The sequence below is a fragment of the Okeania sp. SIO2F4 genome (genome assembly GCF_010672385.1).
Taxonomy (GTDB): Bacteria; Cyanobacteriota; Cyanobacteriia; order Cyanobacteriales; family Microcoleaceae; genus Trichodesmium.
Window position 1 is genome coordinate 1 of the sequence record NZ_JAAHGT010000848.1, and the last position, 4,258, is coordinate 4,258.

Annotated in this window: 3 protein-coding genes; 2 read left to right on the plus strand and 1 reads right to left on the minus strand. The window is 39.5% G+C overall.

The window, feature by feature from the left end:
- Both F6K22_RS33765 and F6K22_RS33770 read left to right on the plus strand, forming a co-directional pair.
- Positions 1–1,584: WD40 domain-containing protein (locus tag F6K22_RS33765; RefSeq protein ID WP_483244184.1), on the plus strand; the 1,584-nt coding region annotated here is incomplete at its 5' end.
- Positions 1,585–1,618: 34 nt separating this feature from the next.
- Complete coding sequence (locus tag F6K22_RS33770) at positions 1,619–2,620, plus strand: hypothetical protein (protein WP_293108453.1); 1,002 nt, start codon at positions 1,619–1,621, stop codon at positions 2,618–2,620.
- 499 nt (positions 2,621–3,119) lie between these two features.
- Here F6K22_RS33770 and F6K22_RS33775 read toward each other — a convergent pair whose 3' ends face one another.
- Complete coding sequence (locus tag F6K22_RS33775) at positions 3,120–4,100, minus strand: methyl-accepting chemotaxis protein (protein WP_293108456.1); 981 nt, start codon at positions 4,098–4,100, stop codon at positions 3,120–3,122.
- Positions 4,101–4,258 lie beyond the last annotated feature (158 nt).

Here is a 4,258-nt window from a genome sequence, read left to right on the forward strand (position 1 = left end):
GGCACTCTATTAGCATTGAGTTGGAATCAGTATATCTATTTGTGGGATTTGGCAACAGGACAACTATTACGGCGACTAGAAGGCAATTCTGGCAACGTATTAAGTATTGCCATGAGTCCAGATCCCGATAGTAAACTCCTGGCTTCTGTTGCCGAGAAAGAAAATATAATTCGATTGTGGAATGTGGTATCAGGACAACAAATACAGCAACTAAAAGGACATTTGGAGCAAGTCAACAGCTTGGCATTTAGTCCAGATGGAAAACGTCTTGCTTCTGGGGGTAAAGATTGGATAGTAAATTTATGGGAGGTGACATCGGGGCAATTATTACAGCAACTAGAAAATGGGATTTTTAGCGATATAAAAAACTTGGCGTTTAGTCCAGATGGAAACTTGCTTGTCTCTGACGATCTAGTGTGGGACATGACATCAGAACAACAAATACTGCAAATGGAAACTAAGGGTGTCATACATAGAGTTGCTTTTAGTTGGGATGCTCAAATTCTTGCTTGTGCTGGTGATAATTTTAATGAACGGATAACGTTGTGGGATTTAGAATCGGGTCAAAAAATACGGGAAATGGAAGGAGATTCTGGTGTAGTGACTTGCGTTGCTTTTACTCCAGACAATCAAAAACTTATCTCTGGCAGCGAGAATGGTAAAGTGCGGTTGTGGGATGTGGCCTCGGGAGAAGAATTACGGCGGCTGGAGGGGAGTAATGCAGTCACAAACATAGCTATCAGTTCAGATGGAAAATTCATTGTTTCTGGAAGTTCTTACGATCCGATAGTGCGGTTGTGGAATGTGGCATCCGGGCAAGAATTACGACGATTGGAAGGGCATTCTGGTAAGGAAATAAGAGTGTCTCTCAGTCCAGACGATCGCCTCATTGTTTCTGCTGCATTATGGAGCGATAAGGTACTATTGTGGGATGTAGAGTCGGGACAAGAAATCCAGCAACTAGAAGGAGGTTGTTCCGAAGCAGGTAGCCTGGCTTTTAGTCCGGATGGAAAGGTCTTCGCGTTGGCATCTCGGTGGCGTAACGAAGTAGAGTTATGGGATATGGAATCAAGGCAAAAAATGGAAGTATTGTTAGAACATGACATGGGAAGTCGCACGGGTAGCATTGCTTTTTCTCCTGATGGAAAGTTACTTGCTTGTGGAAATTCATGCTGGAATATTTGGTTGTGGAATACGAACTCGTGGCAACAATTACAGCAACTAGAAGGAGATTCAGAGATTAATAGCATTGCTTTTTCTCCTGATGGAAAATTGCTGGCTTCTTCTTCTTTTGGGTTTTCGGATAATAAATTGTGGTTGTGGGATGTGGTATCGGGACAAAAAATACGGCGATTAGAATGCGATATTAGAGTAGAAACTATTGCGTTTAGTTCTGATGGAATATTAGCTTCTGGGAGTTGGGATAATAAAGTGCGATTGTGGGATGTAGCATCGGGGCAAGAAATACAGCGATTGGAAGGTCATACGAATACCGTAACTGCTGTTGTTTTTAGTTCGGATGGGAAATTACTGGCTTCTAGCAGTGGTGATGGGACAATCAAGTTGTGGCGAATTACAGTATAATTATAAAGTCTATTAGACGAAGAATTATTTGATTATGAAACCACACAACGAACAACTAATTACTACATTGAAAGCACTAATAGAAGGTCAGGTGTATAGCTTGGTTGGCGACGCACCTTATGAGATTGTCTCTTGGGAGGTTGAGGAAAAAGGTCCTTTCTCTCTGGAAAACTTTCTGGTGGATAATCAGGGTTTAATTCCCTTTGAATCTCAGTATTTTTTTGATCGCCTGCGCCATACTCAAACCGAAGAGGCGATCGCCCATCACCAAACCCTACTCTCCCTGCTGCAAACTCATTTGTCAGAGTTAAAAATCTATGGTTATCGCTTGATTCAACTCCCAACAGAATTAAAAGAAGGATTTCCAGTTGAAGGCGGTTGGTTTGGCACTTTAGGGATTCCCATGTTCGTCGGTTTATCTACTGGTGGAGAATGGATAGGATTGACTCTTAAACAGAGTAGCGGATGTAGTTCGTCACCGGATCTCGAATCAATTAGCGAAAGTACTGCTCAACTGGTAGAAGAAATTAGAGCGATCGCCAGTCAAATTGAGCATGAAATTAAGGCAGAAGATGAATTGAGTATGGAAAAGGATTGGGAAGTTGTTGTTACAGCTACTCGCCAAGAACTCATGCAAAAGTTATTGGAACAGACGGGATTTATGGATGTTGCCGAAATCAATGATTTTATTAGAGTAGACGATGATTACGGTGCGGAAATAGAGGAGTATTATCAAACAATAGCGGAACTCGAAGCAGAAATCGAGAAACTTAAGCAACAAGGAGACAGTGCGACGGAAAAACTTGAAGAAAAACAACAAGAATTAACAGAACAAAAAGAGGGTTTAGAAGAACTGAAAACTGAGGGGTCGTTCGAGTTAGAGTTGAGAGATTTTTTTGCATCGCAACTCCTAAATTCGCGGAATTACAATCTCAATTTTTGTGTAGGTGGTGAATGGTGTACGGTTCACTATGCTTTGGGACAAACTCAAGAGGACGATTGGATAGGAGTTGTAACAACCAGTTATACTCTTTAGATGCTGAAGAGTCTCAGCATCCCATAGAGTTTCGGGCTGCACTATTAGACTTTAAGGGTTGAGATTTGATATCATAATCAAATCCGTTGGCTTCGGAGTAATATAATTCTGTCACCGTAATTGGTAGACTGAAATTGAAGTAATTGTGCCTAGTTATTAAATTAAATTTAAGTATTTGTAGGTTGGGTTGAGGTAACGAAACCCAACACATTGCATTTCACCAATAACGGTTATAACTAAACCGAATTTGATATAAGTTGGGTTTCACTTCGTTCTACCCAACCTACTTTTATCCAACTTGACATAGACAATTATATCATGTCTGGATAATTAGTGATAAAAAAACTTTCTCCTTCTTCTCCTTCTTCTCCTTCTTCTCCTTCTTCTCCTTCTTCTCCTTCTTCTCCTCTTCTTCCTTCTTCTTTCTTGTTTCTTCCCTCCTGAGTCCTGAGTCCTGACTCCTCCGTCGTTATTTATAACTGTTTAACCGGACATGATATTACTCACATTCAACTAAATTACCAGCAGAAACAAACCCCCGTAAAGGAGAACTAATTTTCACCCACTTACGTTTTTCACCATTTTTATCAGGAATTAACCGATAATTTTCTACTAAAGTAAGCTGACCATTAACAGGTACTTTTCCTCTATACTCAGAACGTCTGGTAGCATCCGCACGCACTGCTAAACCTCGTGGTGCTTTTCTACTATCAATTTCACGACATAAACTTTCATCTATTTCTGATGCAGACTCAGAAGTTGGAGATGTTTGTGTCGGCAAATTATCAATAGGAGCATTTTGACTAGAAGATTCTGCTGGAGTTTCTTCTTGACTAGAAACTTCTCCTGAACTCTCTTCTGCAACTTCAGAACATTCTATTAAATTATTCTCATTGCCAGGAAAACCTCTGGAGACAAATCCTGAAATAGGAGAAGTGATTTCTACCCAGGTGCGACCAGCAGGTCCTCTAATATTTCGATAACCTTCAATTAATGTCACCTGTTGATTAGGATCTACGCTGCCAACTGTAGGAGAATTAGGAGTAGGTCTTTTTTGAACAATTAAACCTTGTTTGTCATTAACTAGACGACACAAACTAGCACTTTCTTCAAATATTTGAGTGATTTTGGGGGATATCTGAATAGTATTTCCAGATATTTGAGTGATTTCTGGAGATACCCGAGCAGTTTCTTCAGATATTTGAGTGATTTCTGGAGATACCCGAGCAGTTTCTTCAGATATTTGAGTGATTTCTGGAGATACCTGAGTAGTTTCTTCAAATATTTGAGCAGTTTCTTCAGATATTTGAGTGATTTCTGGAGATACCCGAGCAGTTTCTTCAAATATTTGAGTGATTTCTGGAGATACCTGAATAGTTTCTTCAGATATTTGAGAAGTTTTGATGTTTGTGATAGCTTTTTTAGCAACACTAACAACTATCATTAACATTAATATTAATAATGCCACTGATTGACGCATACTTAATCAAGTCAAAAGTAATTTCAGTTATCAGTTATCAGTTATCAGTTATCAGTACCTCGTATAATAGGTATAATACGGACTTCAAATACAGAATATTCTTTTTTTTATACCCTTAAAAAAGGAGGTATAACACCCAAATTTTTCTGTCAAGAGTC

Excerpts from the sequence above, each read along its gene's own strand:
- F6K22_RS33770 (WP_293108453.1), top strand. The coding sequence starts at position 1,619 with ATGAAACCACACAACGAACAACTAATTACTACATTGAAAGCACTAATA.
- F6K22_RS33775 (WP_293108456.1), bottom strand. The coding sequence starts at position 4,100 with ATGCGTCAATCAGTGGCATTATTAATATTAATGTTAATGATAGTTGTT.